The sequence below is a fragment of the Priestia aryabhattai B8W22 genome (genome assembly GCF_000956595.1).
Taxonomy (GTDB): domain Bacteria; phylum Bacillota; class Bacilli; order Bacillales; family Bacillaceae_H; genus Priestia; species Priestia aryabhattai.
In genome coordinates, this window is record NZ_JYOO01000018.1 from 82,281 (window position 1) to 97,617 (window position 15,337).

A 15,337-nucleotide genomic window follows, 5' to 3' on the forward strand; every position below is an offset into this window, starting at 1 on the left:
CCATTTAATTCTTAGAATTGTGTTGAAGCGAGTGTGTACCCGCGACCGTTGATGTAACGGTTGATTTTTTCTGAAGCTTTCCGAGCGTTAACGTTAAAAGAAACGGCACAACGATTACGATTACCATTCCAATAATAAAAGGCGGCCAGCTCTGTGGAACAATTGATAATGGAGCTGGTATACCCCCAATTCCTACCGACGCTGCTTTCACTCCGGCTACAGATATGACGACACCGGCAATAGCTGAACCAATTACTGCAGAAATAAAAGCAAATCTAAAGCGCAAATTCACACCAAACATTGCAGGTTCCGTAATGCCCAGCCACGCTGAAACCCCTGACGTTAAAGATAATCCTTTTAATTTCTCATCATCTTTTGAAAGAACCATTATCGCGAAAGCCGCAGAGCCTTGTGCAATATTCGATAATGCTACCATTGGCCATAAGAACGTACTTCCTACGCTTCCAATCAGCTGTAAATCTACGGCCAAAAATGTATGGTGCATACCTGTAATAACAAGAGGAGCATATAAGCCTCCGTATACAAGCCCTCCAATAAATGGAGCCGTTTTAAATAGCCATACAACTGCATCTGTAATAACATTTCCTATTGCGAATGTAATCGGACCAATTACAATAAAAGCGAGAAACCCTGTGACTAAAAGAGCAACAGGTGCTACAACTAAAAGTTGAAAACCATCCGGTATACGTTTTCGTAAGAATAATTCGATTTTTGCCAGGACGAATGAAGCGACTAATACAGGTAAAACCTGTCCTTGATAGCCGACTTTCTCAACGTGCAGGCCAAATAAATTCCACGTATCGATACTTCCTTTTTTTAATGCTTCTCCGTAAGACCAAGCATTTAGCAAATCAGGGTGTACAAGCATGAGCCCAAGGACAATTCCAAATAAAGGACTTCCTCCAAAACGCGTAACAGCTGACCACCCAATAAGAGCTGGCAAAAAGGCAAAAGCCGTATTCGCAATTAAATTAATCATGCTTGCGAAGTCTTTCCACTGTGTATGAACATCTACGATTGATTTATCATCGTAAAAAATTCCGGCTCCTGTTAGCACATTATTGATTCCCATCAATAAACCCGCGGTTACGATGGCCGGTAAAATAGGAATAAAAATGTCAGCTAATGTTTTTATTGCACGCTGCAGCGGATTTAAGTTTTTAGCCGCTTCGTTTTTCACTTCTTCTTTTGACAGTTCGCCTATCCCTGTAAGCGTCACCATTTCTTTGTATACTTTATCAACCGTGCCTTGACCAATAACAACTTGAAACTGGCCGTTTGTAGAAAAAGATCCTTTTACTAGTTCGTGCTCATCTAGCATATGTTGATTGACTTTACCTTCATCTTTTAAAACAAGTCGAAGACGCGTTACACAATGCGTTGCAGCAGAGATATTTTCTTTTCCCCCAACGGCTTCTACAATGCGCTCCACAGATTCTCGATTCATGTCTTTTCCCCCTTGTTTCCGTTTTCATTTTATTCCTGTATTTCCTATCCCCCATATAAATCTCACCGCAAACATGTATATACAAGTTTTATGTTTTTATTCTAACCTGTATATACATGTTCGTCAACAAAAATAAAATTACTTCTTTTTCATTTCATGATATAGTCAAAAAGCAAAGTGTGAGGAAGGAGACATTACAATGCTGCAAGTAAGATTAATGGGAAAACAGGAAGAAATTAATGAAGCGATCAAACAGTTTGAACAGAACTACCATATAGAACATCAGTCCAAAGAATATACGCGAAGCGCTAATCCAAAGTATGAGCGCAAAAAAGATACTCGGGTTTACCTTTCAATGCACCCTAAAAAATAATTTTCGATTTATTTCAGAGAAGAATAGTAGCTTTTACAAACTAAAGGATTTATATTATAATTTCAGTATTTACTATAACATCCGATTTGTATTTAAAAATCAGAAAGAGGCTTAAAAATGGCATATAACGACATATCTCTTAGAGAGAAAAGTATTGTGTTTATCGGCTTTATGGGGGTAGGAAAAACAACTATTGGAGAAATGGTTGCCAAAAAATTGTATAGAGATTTTGTTGATATAGATCAAGAAATCGAAAAAGAATTTAATATGCCTACTTCTCAGATTTTTAAAGAGCACGGTGAAACTTTCTTCAGACAAAAAGAAAAAGAAGTAATAAGTCGACTTTCACAGCAGCGCTTAAAAATCATTTCTTTAGGGGGAGGCGCTTTTTTACAAGAAGAAATTCAAGAGATTTGTTTATCTAACTGCATCGTATTCTTTTTAGATTTATCTTGGGATTCTTGGAAAGAACGCATTAGTTTGATTATTGATAGCCGTCCTGTTTTACAGGGAAGAAGCTTAGAAGATATTGAAAAACTATTTTACGACCGTCAAGCTATCTATTCAAACCACCATTCGAAAGTTGAAACTGATAATTTAGATATCGAAGAAGTAGCTAACTATATCGTTGATTCATTAAAAACAGCTTGGGATATTTATCAACCTTAATGAAATAAAGGTTTGTTCCCTTAACAAGCCTTTACAAAAAAGACGTAGCTTAATGCTACGTCTTTTTTCATTCCTAATGGGAACTCATATAAAAATTGATAAAAAAGGCGATGGTGATTACATACATCATCCAATGAATTTCGCGATGGCGTCCTGTAAACAGTTTAATCGCTGTGTATGAAATGAAGCCGAATGCTAACCCTTCTGCAATGCTGTAGGTTAACGGCATCATGACAATTGTTAAGAAAGCGGGAACAACCTCAGTAAAATCGTCGAAGTTAACGTTTCGAATGTCACTTAGCATAAGCGAACCAATAATAATAAGTGCTGGAGCAGTAGCAACGCTTGGGATAAATTGAATGAGCGGTGCAAAAAACAAGGTAAATATAAATAAGATGGCAACCGTTAATGCCTTTAAGCCGGTACGTCCTCCTTCTGCAATGCCTGTTGCATTTTCAATATACGTATTTAGCGCTGTGCTTCCAAAAATAGCACTCGCCATTGTACCGATTGAATCCGCTGCAAGCGCGCGATTTAAACCTGGAATTTTACCGTTTTTATCTACTAAGTTTGCTTTTTTAGATAGTCCAATCAATGTCGCTAGCGTATCAAATAATTCTACTATGGTGAAAGAAAATACAACTGAAAAAATGCCGTAGGCAACTGCACCTTTTAAATCCATTTGAAAAAATGTTTCCCCAACGCTTGGCGGCGTAGCTGAAAAGACGTCTTTCACCGAATGAGGAACTGCTTGTACTCCTACAATCATCGCTAATATTGTCGTAGCAAAAATACTTATAATAAGAGCACCTTTTACATTTTTAGCCATCAGTACAGCTGCTAATATCAGCCCAAAAATAGCAAGTAAGGGGCCTTTATCCATGACATTTCCAAGCCCTACAAAAGTAGACTCGTTTGCCACAACTAATCCAGCGTTTTTCAAACCGATAAACGCAACAAAAAGACCAATTCCAACTGCTATGGAAGACTTTAATACGTTCGGAATGGCATCAATAATCTTTCCCCGTATTCCTGTTACTGTTAAAACAAAAAATAAGACCCCGGATATAAAAACTGCTCCAAGTGCCGTTTGCCATGACAACCCTTGCCCTAATACTACTGAATACGTAAAAAACGCATTTAAACCCATCCCTGGACCGGTTACAATCGGAAAATTTGCCCACAGGGCCATCAGTAACGTACTAAATACAATGGCGTAAATGGTAGCTGCAAGAGCCGCTTCTCGGGGAATACCCGCGTCAGACATGATAATGGGATTGACGATTACCATATAACTGACCGTCATAAAAGTTGTAAGTCCTGCTAGTATTTCTTGTTTTGGTGTTGTGTTGCGCTCTGATAGTTTAAACAAGCGCTCTAATATTCCGTTACGCTCCAACACGCGCGCCTCCCTACTTCTAAAAAAAAATAAAAAATCCTACCTATTCAAATGTCCTAAAAAGGACACGATTTAGGAGGATTTTACGTTTCAAAGTAAAATCTTTTGTCCTATTATAGTCTTAATTTGTAGATATGCAAAGGTGGAAAACGCTATCATTATAAAAATTTTTATCTTCCGTTAGTTTGGAATTTTGAAAATTTATTTCTTCTATCCCTTTAGTCTGTGCGACAGTACTCTTTTTACTCATTTATCCAAAAAAGAGATTGAGACATAATTAAATAAATCCATTCTAAAGACAAATAAATCGAATAAACAATCTAGGCTACTATTACACCGCTGTTAATTTCCGCACAAGGCTTCGCTTTCCGCGGGCGGCCGATGAGCCTCCTCGTTGCTTGCGCTCCTGCGGGGTCTCATCTGTTCCGCTTTTCGCGCAGGAGTCTACGCCTTGTCCTCCAATCAACAGCTAGAAGCAACTAAACAGATGAAACCTACGTTCACCTTGACAACAAAAAACTCGAATTATTAATCAATAACTCCGATTAATAATTCGAGTTTTACTCTTGTTAAAATACTTTTATTCCAGCCTCTTCTTTGTTTTACATCTTATGAAATCAAAAGTGGAATTCTTTTTAAAAGACGATCAATCGAACGATTTGCCTCTTTTAGCACGATTCCCTGGTCAATTGTTTTTAGCACGCGATTTTCCATCACAATTTCTCCATCAACCATCGTTAGTTCTACATCTCCTCGCGTTGCTGAATACACAACTCTGGAAATAGGGTCTACGCCGTAAGATGGAAAGGTATGAAGCTGATTTAAATTTAAAATAGCAAGATCCGCTTTTTTCCCAACCTCTAAACTTCCAATTTCTTTTTCAAGCCCAACTGCTTTAGCTCCGCCGATTGTAGCCATTTCTAGCACGTGCTTTGCATTCATCGCCGTTGGTCCGTACGAGGGTTTATGAATCGTAGCGGCCAGCCTCATTTCGTTGAACATATCCAAATTATTATTACAAGGAGCACCGTCAGCGCCAAGACTTAAAAATACGCCTTGCTCTAATAAACTAGGCACATCTGCGATTCCCGAGGCAAGCTTTAAGTTGGAGCCTGGGCAATGACTAACTTTTACTCCTTGATTTTTAATAATTTGCTTTTCTTGATCATTTAGCCACACACAGTGCGCTAAAATAAGGCGCTCATTGGCTAATCCTAAATGATCTAAGTACATGATATTTCTCATACCCGTTTCAGCTTCTACAATGCGAATTTCTTCTTGATTCTCAGAAGCATGAGTATGTACATGGACATTATAGGCAGCTGATAAATGGCTCACTTCACGCAGCAAATCTTCCGTACACGACAGCACAAATCTTGGGGAGAATGCGTATCGAATACGACCATTATTTGAATTATGCCATTTTTCAAGCAGCTCTACACTTTCTTTAATCGAGTCAGCCGTTGTCTCCTGCAGAGCTTTTGGTAGATCATCGCCTTTTTTATCCATCATTACTTTTCCTGCAAGAGCCCGGATTCCACTTTGAGATATAGCTTGAAAAGCAGAGTCCGTATGATGAACAGTTTCCATATCTACAATTGTTGTAGTTCCGCTTTGAATGAGTTCGCCGATCCCTAACAGTGCTGAATAATAGATAGATTCTTCATCATGCGAAGCTTCAAGCGGCCATATTTTCTTCTTTAGCCAGTCTAGCAGCTCTAGATCATCTGCTTGCCCTCTAAAAAGCGTTTGACATAAATGAATATGAGTATGTATAAAGCCCGGCACAATCGTTTTATTTACTGCGTCAATGACTTTATCTACCTTTTCCGGATGCAGGTTTTTCCCGATAGCTGCAATACGATTTCCAACAATATAAAGGTCACCGTAAATAATATCATTCTTCTCATTCATCGTAATAATCTCTGCATTTTTAATTAATGTGTGCGTCATACCTTCTTTCCCCTCTTTCATAACATCTATCTTTTTCTAGCTCAAGCCGAACACTAACGTCTTCAAGCAATCTTTCTTACACTAGCCTTATATATAATATGGTGTATGCTCTGAGTTGAATAAGTGTAGGTAACCTCATGGGCGATAGAGAGTTTGGGTAAAAAAAATTCCTAGCTGATTATACAGCTAGGAGGTTGGATTTATGATAAAATCCCAAGTCCCTTTTTCAAGAGGTTATACGAAATCGCAGGAGAATAATGTGATCTTGTATATATAATATGGTGTTTTCAATCTACATACCAGTTTTTTGTCAGAAGTTCTAACATTGTTTTTTTATTCTTTTTCATTATGTGACTTTTCTTAACACCCTTAATTTTCATGTTATGCAATTTATTTTCGTTTCTTCTATGTAATATTTCCTAAAAATAAAGAATCTATCTTCTGTTTCTATACAAAACAGAAAAGTTATTTTATGATTTGTATGATTAAAAACTATAAATCTATATTTTAGGGGTGATTAACTTGGAAAAAATAAATGTTGGCTGTCGTTTTACGCTTTCTGTTATGAGCGATAACTTCATCGATATTATTTTAAGCGCAATAAACGAAGTGGATATGTCTAAAGTACAGCGAAAAACGGACCGTGTTAGTACGTTTATTGAAGGAACTGCCAAAGACGTATTTGAAGTTGTTCAAGCCGTTTATAAAAGTGCTGGAAAATCAGAAAAGCATATTGTGCTGAATGCCACGTTTTCAGCAGGGCGTCACGAAGAATATTTCGAAGAAAGAAAAATAAAACCAAAAGAAAACGTGCCTTCAAACCAACAGCTTTGTGCTTCGTTCCCTGTATCCACTCAATTTTCTTTGTATCCATTAGATACGCCGCATTATGTAGACATCATCAAAAGCGGAATTGGCGCAGTTAAACAACAGGGAGTATTTGCCGAAACCGTGCCTTTTGCAACAGCTTTAGAAGGAGATGTGAACAAAGTATTCGCTTCTTTATACGAATGTTTTATGAAATCTGTACAGCAAGCTCGTGTCGTGATGACAGTTAATATGTCAGCACACAGCCCTTCTTCAAAACGATAAATTACTTCTTATCTATTTATAAAGATAGAGTACTAGAAAGGATTTATATAAATATGGCTACAAAAAGAACGTTTTTTTCTTTTTCCCTGATAGGTGCATTATTATGTCTATTAGTCGTACCAAACTCTGTTCAGGCTAGTGAAAAACCTGCTCATTTAACGGTTGCTTCTTACACGCAGTTCTTGAAAGCGCAAAGTGATAAAAGTTCACTGTATGAATTTTCGAAACTGTCGCGTCAACAAAAACAAAAAGTTGTACAATCACTAAGAGATCCATCTCTGTTAAAAATGGATATTGAAGAGAGCAGCGGCACGGTCGAAGCTGCAAGTACAGCAACATACGGAGCAAGAACGGCTTCACCTTTATTCAAAACAGCAGCTTATACGGCTTCTTATAAAGCGGCTGGATTTACAACAACAAAACTAACGGTGTATGTAGATTATTACACAAAAAGCTCCTCGGTAACTTCAGTCAAAAGTGTACGAGGTGTAGTCACAAAAAACGTAAACCCCCTTGTGTCTATTTCAAAAAAGAGCTCAAAATCTTGGGTACAAAATAATCGAGCCTACGGGCGAATTGACTGGCAGTGGAAAGTTGCAGCTAAAAATGCCGGAATCAAAAGACAAACCGCTTATGGCACGGCTTCTGGCGCTTCTGGCGGATCTATAGCTACAGTCAATTGATAATGAGGAATAAACGATGAAAAAAATGATGTGGTGGATTGTTGGTATTACAGCCGGGGTACTTTTACTAGGAATTCTGGTAGGTTATTTATCATTTTACAGCATATAAAAACAGCAGGTAATTCCGCCTGCTGTTTTTTATCTAAATGTCATCTTCTTGTCATAAAATTAAAACCTCCACTTACAGTGTCTAAGTGCCTGTAAGAAGAGGTTGGGATCACAATTGTTAGTAAACCTGGTCTCTTCTCATCTTTCAAGCACTGCTTGTGGGAGTTGGCACGGTTCTATATAGTCCGTTGCCGAGGTTTCAAAGGGCCTATCCCTCCACCTCTCTTGATAAGAAGTTTGTCGAATTTTGTTGATAATTGTTGATAAGATAAATATTATGTTACATGCTGCACAAACAGATGTCAACTACTTTTCAGAAAATTGTTTTCCCTCTAAAACTATGATATCGCTACCATTACTATGACAACTAGGTTACAAATATATAATTTTTTTATATTTTTTTATTACGCTTTTACAGCTGACTTTTTCTCAAAAGAAGTAATAGCCTCATCTAGCATACGAATGCCGTCATCTATCTGTTCTTTTGTTACAGTAAGCGGAGGTACCATGCGAATAACTTCACTTGCATTTCCGCAAAAATAAAATAACACGCCTTTTTCTAAAGCTAAGTCCAAAATCTCGAATAAGGCATCTCCATCTCCTTCTCCCGTATGCGGATTAACAATTTCAATTCCAATCATAAGTCCTAAACCACGGATATCCCCAATAACTGAATGTTTTTCCTTTAAAAGATGCAGCTTCTCTAACGCATAAGCGCCCATTTTTTTCGTATTATCCAGCAGCTGTTCTTCTTTCATCACTTCAAGAGTTGCAAGAGCTGCTGAACATCCAATAGGATTTCCTCCAAATGTTGTACTATGTGTGCCAAGAGGCCACTGCTTCATTAATTCTTGAGAAGCTACCGTTGCACTAAGGGGAATTCCAGAAGCAATTCCTTTTGCTATAGCCATAATATCTGGTACGACATCAAACGTTTGTCCAGCAAACCATTCACCTGTACGGCCAAACCCTGTTTGCACTTCATCGAAAATAAGTAATATTCCGTGACGATCACAAATCTCTCTTAACTTCTTCATCCAACTTTTCGGAGGGATAATATAGCCGCCTTCTCCTAATACTGGTTCCAAAATAACAGCAGCCACTTCTTCAGGCGTGACTTGGTGCTTAAAGAGTATTTCAAAATCTTTTTCAAGCTTTTCAGTAAAGTATACATCGCTGTCTAGCTCCGCAGGGCACTCTTTTGGATTGGCATATGGAATTTGATACGTCAGTCCCGAAGGCTGCTGAAATTGTCTATATTTGCTTTTCGATGTTGTAACACTTAAAGCTCCCATCGAGCGGCCATGAAAACACCCTAAAAAAGAAATAACATATGGACGCTTTGTGACATGTCTCGCTAATTTCAAGGCTCCTTCAATTGCTTCGGTGCCACTATTTCCAAAGAAAAAGCAGTCTAAATTGCCCGGCGTTACTTTTCCTAACTCATCGGCTAACTTTAATATCGATTCGTACATAATGACACCTGAAGGACCGTGCAATAATTGATCTGCTCCGTCTTTGATTGCTTTTACTACTTTCGGATGTCTGTGTCCTACATTTGTCGTAGCGATTCCGGAAGTAAAATCGAGATATTCTTTACCATCCAATCCATAATAATAGCAACCTTCTTCTTTCACAACGGGCAAATTCGGATGGTCTTTAGCCATCGTCGGTGCTAGCAATTCAGGCATTCTTTCAAATAAGTGACTCCAATCTTTTGACATGCTACATCCTCCTTGAAATTATACAAATCAATTAATCTTATTCCGAAATATAGTTACTTATTAAACAATATTAGGAAATTCAGTTATACTAAACGCTTTAATAGAATAGTAATAAAACTTATTTTACTATGCATTTTTATTAAAATCAATTGTATAAATATTTATATATAAAATTAATATGCGGGGTCTCATCCCTTCCATTTTTCCCGCAGGAGTCTTCGCCTTGCCCTTCAATCCACAGCTAGAATTACTTACATATATGAAACCTACGATCACCATCACCATAAAAAAATCCGAACGATTAATCGTTCGGATCTTCCCTCAACTAAAATACTACTGTCACAGCCTCTTTAAGTATATTTATTCAAGATGTTTGGCATCATTGATTGTTTCAAGACGCCATTTTCCACTTTCATAAGCAAAAGTTGTAATGGATGTATTTTGTAAAATAGTAGTCCCTGTTCCTTGTTCTCCGCTTGTTACATGATGAATGAATGTATTAATTGCCGCCCCGTGACTAACAACTGCTACTTTCTTTCCAATAGACTCCTTCATAATTTCCGTTAACCGCCGAACCATCCGTTCTTGAGCGGCTTCAAGCGTTTCAATACTATATAAAGGTTCTTCTCCCCAATTTGTCGCATAGTTTGGCACAAGCTCATGAAGCACTTCTACGTTCTTTGATTCTAGTTCTCCAAAAGAGCGCTCACGCAGCTGCTCACAAACCTCGACTTTCTCTACTTTAGCCGCTGCGGCAATTTCCCTAGCCGTCTCCTGCGCACGAAGCAAATCGCTTGTGTAGACTACGTCAATATGGATATCTCGAAAACGTTCCGCTACGCGTTTGGCTTGTTGCCTTCCTGTTTCATTGAGCAAAATATCAGCATGCCCTTGAATAAGTTTGTTTTTATTCCAATCTGTTTGGCCGTGTCTAATTAAGTAAAGCATCGTAATCCCCCTTTAATCCCGTTTTAAGAATTGATAAACAGCTTTATCAACCTCTGAGCTTTCATGCAAATCCGAATGTGCTTCATGAAACGTTTGGAGATGAATGTGTTCGGTAAACTCTTGCAGTCCGTATGCACTTTCTACTGTTACCACTCCATCTGTCTTATCTCCTACATCTCCTGCTCCTGAAAAAACGTCGATTTCTTTTGAGAAATCTTGACGACTTTCGTACAGCTTGTTTAACGCTATAGAGTGAAAAGCTAAATCACGAGCACCCATAGATTCAATATGATTGCGTGCATGAGGATACATCTCCATTAATTCCTGATAATCTAATCCTTGAATTGGCGAGCCTAACGTAACTAACTTTTGAATATATTGAGGGTTAGCCAAACTAACAGCTGCTGCTGTTACTCCTCCCATACTATGTCCAACTAAATCAACAGAAGATGCTTTATATGTATCACGTACATCTTGCATAATAGCTTCAATCCATTTTTGCTGCTGTGCAACACTGGCATCCGGCTTTTTAAAGACGATATGAATAAGCGGAAGTTTTCCCTCTTTTGCTTTCATAATGTGCTTCCACTGAATAGCTCCATCTTTTTGAACGACGCAGTAAGCTACTTTAGTTCCCCATCCGTTTTGTTCAAATCGTTTAATCATTTTCCCTAAGCTTTTTTGACTGCCTAAATAGCCATGAATAAATAAAACCGGCACATTTTTCGATTGGGCACCTCGTTTTATTTGTGGAGCAAAAATATAAAAACAAAGCGAAATAAATAATATGATACTAATCAATAAAATTAACAGCCGCAAGTTCTCACCCTCCGATCGTCTCGTCCATTACACTCATTAATAAAAAAATTTGGAGTAAATTTTATTCTGATACTTCCTGTAAGCTGCAGAACTTGTCATCTTTTTCTTGTCAACGAGCTGTTCAAAGCGCAAACGCTTTTCCGTAAGCATCTCTGTTAGCCTTTGTTCTTCATTAGCATCCGTGCATATAGAAATCAATTCTTCGATTGTAGCCATATCTCGTTTTAGCTCTTGTTCATCACTTATCATATTTGCATTTTTTAACATCCTATACGCTTGGCGCAGTTCTTTAGGTATATGTGATAAATCTTCTAACTTTAATGGTTTTCCTTCCCCAGGCAGCTTATCAAAGTCACCGTCTTTTATTGCTTGTCTAATTCTTTCTTCAGCAATTATATACGCAATATCCAAGGAAAGACCTCCTTTAAGAAAATATAAAATTCAATCTTACCTTCTATATAAAAGATGTATAAAAAACACAGCTTTTATAACCGTATTTTTTATTATACTATGATTATAAAAATTGAACTACCTTCACTTCTTGGATAGACTATCCTCCCTTTGTGAAATAATTTTCAGAGCTTCACTCCTTTCACTATCAAACTTTCTTGAGCAGTTTCTTAACGAGCTGAAATTCAATAACCGATTCTGCATCAGGCTTTGTTATCTTATCTTACTATATTTATACAAAAAAGCCTCCTTACGCATGTAAGGAGGTGGAAAAAGGTAATTCTAAGGTCATCATGTTATGCCTACTTTCTATAGAACCACATTTTGATAGCGTTTTCAATATTTTTTTATTACTTTACTAATTTTCTTTTCGTTTAATAAGACTCCGTACGTATAACGAAGCCTCACCAAATTTCTACTCTTCTTTATCTGATGGAATCATAATTTCTCCTTCATGCTCTTGTTTTTTCAAAAGCAGCTGGAGAATCGTTTTGGATAATTTACTAGGCTGATAGGGTTTAATCAGAAACTCACACACCCCAAGCTCTAATCCTTTGCTTCTTTCGTCTAAAGCAGATGAGATTAAGATAGGAATTTTTTCTGTCTCTGTATTTTCTTTGAGATGTCTTAAAACATCCCAGCCGTCTAACTTATTTTCTCCTAGCATGATATCTAGAACAATCACTTCAGGCTTTTGCTGATGAATAGAGTTTAATGCGTCTTCTCCGTTGTTAAAATACCGAACGTGAAAACCGCTTTCTTTTAATTCTACCTGTAAAAGCGTCGCTAAACTTTTATCATCTTCTACAATCACTACGCTTTTACGATTATCATTCGCACTTATCGTCATTTCTTCATCGTACTGAACTTCATGTAGAAGCGGGAGAACAATCGTGAACGTTGTTCCTTTTTTCCATTCCGATTGTACAGTAATGTCTCCACCATGAACTTTTACAATTTCTTTTACAATTGCTAACCCTAAACCCGTTCCGCCAATTTTGCGCATATCGGAGTTATCTGCCCTGTAGAATTTGGTAAACAATTGACCTAGCGCTTCACTCGGTATACCAATTCCTTCATCTTGAATATCAATATAAACAGCGTGTTCCTTTTGATACACTTTAACTGTAACGTTCCCTCCATCCGGCGAATATTTCACTGCATTGCTAATTACATTATTAAACAATTGCAGAAGCTTATCTTTATCTCCCATTACTGTAAAATGCTCTTGATCGGAAATCATATCAAATTCATGCTTACTTGTTTGGATTTTCTGGACTTCAATCACCTGCTTAATAAGCGGAAGAATGTCTTGATACTTTTTATCGTAGGTTTGTTTCCCCGCTTCCATTCTTTGGACGTCCAGAAAATCGTTGATTAAAGACGTTAACCGCTGTGCTTCCTGATAAATAGTAGTTAAATACTTCTTCTGTCTTTCTTCTTTTAATGTTTTGTTTAGCATAATCTCAGTGAACCCTAATACACTCGCTAAAGGCGTTCGCAGCTCGTGACTCACAGTGCTTACAAATTCCGACTTCATCTGATCAACTTCAAATTCTTTCGTAATATCACGATGAACGAACAATACGCCAAACATCTGACGGTTTCGATATACGTATTCGCTATAAACTTTTATAACCTTTCGCTTACCTTCCGTGTGCAGGTAATAAACAAAAGACTTTTCTACTTGCTCTCTCTTGCAAATGGCTTCAACGTATTGTCTTAGCTCCCCTATATTTTCAACTCTTTGAGAGAGGGCATCTAGCCATTGATCGCGAGAGAGCTGAAGAAGCCCGCTTTGATGCTCATATTGAAACAATTCGCTAATCTTCGTATTCACTTGTAGAATCGTACCGCTTGTATCTACAAGCTGCATTCCTTCTTGAATCGAATTTAAAATATCTTGAGATAGCAATCGGTCATGCTCAGACTCTTCGTAAATATAAATTTTTTCAAGAGCAATCGTGATTTGTTTGGCCAGTATTTCAAATGTCTGTAATTCATGTTCTGTGTATTCATCCGCGTAGCGGCTGTAAAACATATAGGCTAGCATATCTCCTTTTGAAGACAGCACCGGTACGATAACATCATACAAATAAAACGTTTGCTGATGATATAGGCGCTCATGTTCTATACACTCTCTTTTTACTACCATGCATTTTTTCGTCTTTTGCACATGATCAACATAATTATTATGAAGATTTGCCACCATCTGTTGAACACTTGATGAAGATAGACCAAATGAAGCATGTGTCTTTTCATCAGTTAGCATAATAAAACCGTGATCAGCTTTCATCACTCGGCTCATGTTTGTGACAGCACTCGTGAGAACTTCTTGCTTGTGAAGAGAATTGGTTAGTCCATGCACAAATAAATTGCGCAATTCTAACTCTCCTTCCCGTTCCTTTGTCAATTCTAATGCGTGCTGAAGTTCATCTTGCTGACTGTGCAACTCATCTTGCTGTGCAATCAGCTCCTCGTTTTGAGCCGTTAACTCCTGTTCATTATTTTGCAAAGTCGATACCATTTTGTAAAAAGCCTGAGATAGCATGCCGATTTCATCTTTTCTTTGTTCATCAAAAGCTATAGGCATTTCTTTTCCAGCAGCAATTTCGCTTGCCGTATATGCTAGCTGACTCAGCGGCTTTACAAACTTATTTAGTAGTACCCTTGTAAGCAACAATAAAATGACCACTGTAAACGCTAAAAATAAAATAAAGAGCGTCTGACTTTTCTGCATGTCACTCGACGTAGCATCGTACTGTGTATTTAAGTCTTTAGTTAATTCACTTTGGTAGTCATCAAGTTCTTTTTGCATTTGTTCTATTGATTTAGAAGCAGTCTTCCGCTCAGGACTAGAGCGGACTCCTTCAATACCTTTTTTGTCGTAAATATTTTTAAAATAAGGAAGCGTTTGATTAAAATACGTGTTTAGCATCACCGTCGCTTCATTTACAAACGTACGCTCACGTCTATCTGCGGCTAGACCTGAAAGTCGATCGAGATTTTCTTCGATAATTTTTTGCTGACTTGCAGCCTGGTTATACATATCCTCTGAATCAAACGCAATAAAACCGCGAGCCTGTAAAAAAGCTCTGTTCATTGATTTATCAATTGTAGATAGCAGCTGTGCCTTTTCCCGTACTTGTGCCCTGTACTGGGCATAATCAGCTGTAATTTCTTTTTGCCGTACGACAAGTACAGTTGAACCCGCTGCAAAAGCAAGTAAAAGGATACTTGCTAAGAGGATGAACTGGGTTGAGATACTTTTTCGTTTTAGTTTATTGTTCATCTAAAATTTCCTCGACACGTTCGGCCAGTAATAGGGGACTAAACGGCTTAGACATAAAATACGCAGCCCCCGCTTCTAACACTCTGCTTTGATCAGCAGCTTGATTCTTAGCTGAAAGCATCAATACTTTTGTATGGCGCTTGTCTTTCATTTCTTTCAGCTGCTGAATGACTTCAAGCCCGGTGAACACGGGCATCATATAATCCAAAATAATTAAGTCAAAATCACGTTCTTTAATAAATTTCAAAGCTTCTTCACCATTTTCTGCTTCCGTCACATCATGTCCTTCATCTTCAAGCGTATCTACCACTAACATACGAAGCACTTCTTCATCTTCCGCTAATAAAATTTTTGCCATT

The 15,337-nt window shown here is 37.8% G+C and carries 14 protein-coding genes and 1 riboswitch; of the genes, 4 read left to right on the plus strand and 10 right to left on the minus strand.

Features of this window, described 5'->3' with window-relative positions:
* Window positions 1–4: 4 nt before the first annotated feature.
* Entirely contained in the window at window positions 5–1,468 is a 1,464-nt protein-coding gene (gene treP / locus N178_RS15280; protein WP_045293242.1) for a PTS system trehalose-specific EIIBC component, read from the minus strand.
* Window positions 1,469–1,667: 199 nt separating this feature from the next.
* Here treP and N178_RS26045 point away from each other — a divergent pair, with 199 nt between their 5' ends.
* Together N178_RS26045 and N178_RS15285 are read left to right on the plus strand one after the other, a co-directional pair.
* Window positions 1,668–1,841: a YvzF family protein gene (locus N178_RS26045; RefSeq protein ID WP_080781634.1), complete on the plus strand. Its 174-nt coding sequence runs from the start codon at window positions 1,668–1,670 to the stop codon at window positions 1,839–1,841.
* Between the two features lie 117 nt (window positions 1,842–1,958).
* Window positions 1,959–2,510: a shikimate kinase gene (locus N178_RS15285; protein WP_033578182.1), complete on the plus strand. Its 552-nt coding sequence runs from the start codon at window positions 1,959–1,961 to the stop codon at window positions 2,508–2,510.
* Between the two features lie 73 nt (window positions 2,511–2,583).
* Here N178_RS15285 and N178_RS15290 read toward each other — a convergent pair whose 3' ends face one another.
* The 3 genes from N178_RS15290 to N178_RS15295 form a co-directional block, all read right to left on the minus strand.
* Window positions 2,584–3,909 (minus strand): NCS2 family permease, encoded by a 1,326-nt coding sequence (locus N178_RS15290; protein ID WP_013055656.1) that lies wholly within the window; start codon window positions 3,907–3,909, stop codon window positions 2,584–2,586.
* A 331-nt stretch (window positions 3,910–4,240) separates the two neighbouring features.
* Window positions 4,241–4,375, minus strand: coding sequence for a hypothetical protein (locus N178_RS27840; protein WP_272946335.1), 135 nt, complete (start codon window positions 4,373–4,375; stop codon window positions 4,241–4,243).
* Between the two features lie 143 nt (window positions 4,376–4,518).
* Window positions 4,519–5,862, minus strand: coding sequence for a 5'-deoxyadenosine deaminase (locus N178_RS15295; RefSeq protein ID WP_045293243.1), 1,344 nt, complete (start codon window positions 5,860–5,862; stop codon window positions 4,519–4,521).
* Between the two features lie 513 nt (window positions 5,863–6,375).
* On the opposite strand from N178_RS15295, the gene N178_RS15300 reads away from it, so the two are divergent.
* Together N178_RS15300 and N178_RS15305 are read left to right on the plus strand one after the other, a co-directional pair.
* Entirely contained in the window at window positions 6,376–6,954 is a 579-nt protein-coding gene (locus N178_RS15300; protein WP_237758485.1) for a YkoF family thiamine/hydroxymethylpyrimidine-binding protein, read from the plus strand.
* Window positions 6,955–7,007: 53 nt separating this feature from the next.
* Window positions 7,008–7,637, plus strand: coding sequence for a hypothetical protein (locus N178_RS15305; RefSeq protein WP_045293248.1), 630 nt, complete (start codon window positions 7,008–7,010; stop codon window positions 7,635–7,637).
* Between the two features lie 243 nt (window positions 7,638–7,880).
* A riboswitch (SAM riboswitch) is annotated at window positions 7,881–7,980 on the minus strand.
* Between the two features lie 169 nt (window positions 7,981–8,149).
* Here N178_RS15305 and N178_RS15310 read toward each other — a convergent pair.
* The 6 genes from N178_RS15310 to N178_RS15335 form a co-directional block, all read right to left on the minus strand.
* Entirely contained in the window at window positions 8,150–9,469 is a 1,320-nt protein-coding gene (locus N178_RS15310) for an aspartate aminotransferase family protein (RefSeq protein WP_028412199.1), read from the minus strand.
* A 360-nt stretch (window positions 9,470–9,829) separates the two neighbouring features.
* A complete protein-coding gene (locus N178_RS15315) occupies window positions 9,830–10,417 on the minus strand; it encodes a histidine phosphatase family protein (protein WP_045293250.1) in 588 nt (195 codons plus the stop codon).
* A gap of 12 nt (window positions 10,418–10,429) precedes the next feature.
* Window positions 10,430–11,236 (minus strand): alpha/beta fold hydrolase, encoded by an 807-nt coding sequence (locus N178_RS15320; protein WP_045293252.1) that lies wholly within the window; start codon window positions 11,234–11,236, stop codon window positions 10,430–10,432.
* 36 nt (window positions 11,237–11,272) lie between these two features.
* Window positions 11,273–11,647: a DnaJ family domain-containing protein gene (locus N178_RS15325; RefSeq protein WP_045293254.1), complete on the minus strand. Its 375-nt coding sequence runs from the start codon at window positions 11,645–11,647 to the stop codon at window positions 11,273–11,275.
* A 454-nt stretch (window positions 11,648–12,101) separates the two neighbouring features.
* Window positions 12,102–14,978: an ATP-binding protein gene (locus N178_RS15330; RefSeq protein WP_045293256.1), complete on the minus strand. Its 2,877-nt coding sequence runs from the start codon at window positions 14,976–14,978 to the stop codon at window positions 12,102–12,104.
* Window positions 14,968–15,336: a response regulator transcription factor gene (locus N178_RS15335; RefSeq protein WP_045293258.1), complete on the minus strand. Its 369-nt coding sequence runs from the start codon at window positions 15,334–15,336 to the stop codon at window positions 14,968–14,970. Before N178_RS15335 ends, N178_RS15330 begins: the two co-directional genes overlap by 11 nt.
* Window position 15,337 lies beyond the last annotated feature (1 nt).